Origin of the sequence: Brevundimonas sp. (assembly GCF_032017145.1) — a bacterium.
Classification (GTDB): Bacteria; Pseudomonadota; Alphaproteobacteria; order Caulobacterales; family Caulobacteraceae; genus Brevundimonas.
In genome coordinates, this window is record NZ_DALZQC010000222.1 from 1 (window position 1) to 1,783 (window position 1,783).

At 67.4% G+C, this 1,783-nt stretch carries 2 protein-coding genes; one reads left to right on the forward strand and one right to left on the reverse strand.

Features of this window, described 5'->3' with window-relative positions; translation table 11 throughout:
- The coding region (locus tag RTU05_RS18165; RefSeq protein WP_312599678.1) for a polymer-forming cytoskeletal protein at nt 1-430 on the forward strand (430 nt) is incomplete at its 5' end.
- 51 nt (nt 431-481) lie between these two features.
- Here the strand turns inward: RTU05_RS18165 and prfB are convergent.
- Nucleotides 482-1,604 (reverse strand): peptide chain release factor 2 gene (gene prfB / locus RTU05_RS18170; RefSeq protein ID WP_312599679.1). Its coding sequence is split into 2 segments (ribosomal slippage): nt 482-1,534 and nt 1,536-1,604, totalling 1,122 coding nucleotides; the frame shifts between segments, so codons are not numbered across the junction.
- Nucleotides 1,605-1,783 lie beyond the last annotated feature (179 nt).

Sequence of the window (1,783 nt, forward strand, 5' to 3'; positions counted from 1 at the left end):
GCGCGCGGCGGAGCCGGCACGCACGGCCTCGCGGTCCAGCAACCTGTCCACCCTGTCGGCGGGCGTGAAGTATGAAGGCAATATCTCCGGCGCCGGCGAGCTTCAGGTCGACGGCTCGCTGAAGGGCGACGTGCGCGTCTCGCGCGTTGTCATCGGCGAAGGCGGCTCGGTCGAGGGAACGGTCCATGCCGACGTGCTGGACGTGCGCGGCCGCGTCTCGGGCGCCATCGTGGCCAAACAGGTCAAGCTCTACGCCACCGCCCGCGTTGAGGGCGACATCACCCAGGAGCAGTTGGCCATCGACCAGGGTGCCTGGTTCCAGGGCCGCTGCAACCAGGCCAAGCGCGACACCCCCGGCGCCGCCATGCTGGAGGCCCCTGCCCCCAAGCCCGACAAGGCGGACAAGACCGAGACCAAGTCGCCGGCCTGAGGCGCCCAGCTCAAACGAAGAAGGGGCGATCCATAGGACCGCCCCTTCTGCTTAATCGACGCTGGACCCGCGCGTCTCGCCGACCCGGGCCGCCAGGGCCGCGCCCATGAAGGCGTCCAGATCGCCGTCCAGCACCCCTTGGGTGTCCGAGGTCTCCACCTCGGTCCGCAGGTCCTTCACCATCTGATACGGCTGCAGCACGTAGGACCGGATCTGGTGGCCCCAGCCGATGTCCGTCTTGGCGTCGGCCAGAGCCTGAGCCGCCGCTTCGCGCTTCTGCAACTCCAGTTCGTACAGGCGCGCCCGCAGCATCTTCCAGGCCATTTCCCGGTTCTGGTGCTGCGACCGACCCGCCTGGCAGGCCACGACCGTATTGGTCGGGGTGTGGGTCAGACGCACGGCCGAGTCGGTCTTGTTGATGTGCTGACCGCCCGCGCCGGACGCGCGATAGGTGTCGGTGCGCACGTCCGAGGGGTTGATGTCGATCTCGATGGCGTCGTCCACGACCGGCGACACCCCGATGGAGGCGAAGCTGGTGTGGCGCTTGGCCGCCGCGTCATAGGGGCTGATGCGGACCAGGCGATGAACGCCCGATTCGGACTTCAGCCAGCCATAGGCGTTCGGTCCCTCGATCAGGATGGTGGCCGACTTGACCCCCGCCTGTTCGCCCTCTTCGTGGGCCTCGATCGTGACCTCGTAGCCGTGCGCCTTGGCCCAGCGGGAATACATCCGCAGCAGCATCCCCGCCCAGTCGTTCGACTCGGTGCCGCCGGCGCCGGAGTTCACTTCCAGATAGGCGTCGTTCCCGTCGGCCTCGCCGGACAGCAGGGCTTCCAGCTCGGCGCGGGCGGCGCGGTCCTTGATGCCGCGTAGAGACGCGCGCGCGTCTTCCAGCGCGTCCTCGTCGCCTTCCTCGTCGGCCATCTCGGCCAGCATGACCCCGTCTTCCAGGTCCTGCTCCATCGCCTTGACGGTATTGATCTTGCCTTCCAGCTGAGAGCGTTCGCGACTGACGGCCTGGGCCTCGTCGGGCTTGTCCCACAGCGTCGGGTCCTCGACCCGCGCGTTCAGCTCATCGAGCTTTCTTAGAGCGGCATCCCAGTCAAAGACGCCTCCTGAGCAGAGCGACGCTCTGCTCGATGTCGGCCTTCATGGCCTCGACATCCGGTCTCATCGCAATCTCCGCGACACAACGCCCTCAAGTAGTGAAGCCCGTAGGCTTCACGGTAGGGCAAGAAAAATGAAGAACGGCGCGCCACGAGGACGCGCCGTTCGATGGGCCTACCTAGAACCTCAGTACAATCCGCTCAAGTCCTCGGCCGGCGCCTTCTTCGGCGGCGGCGGGGCCGAGGG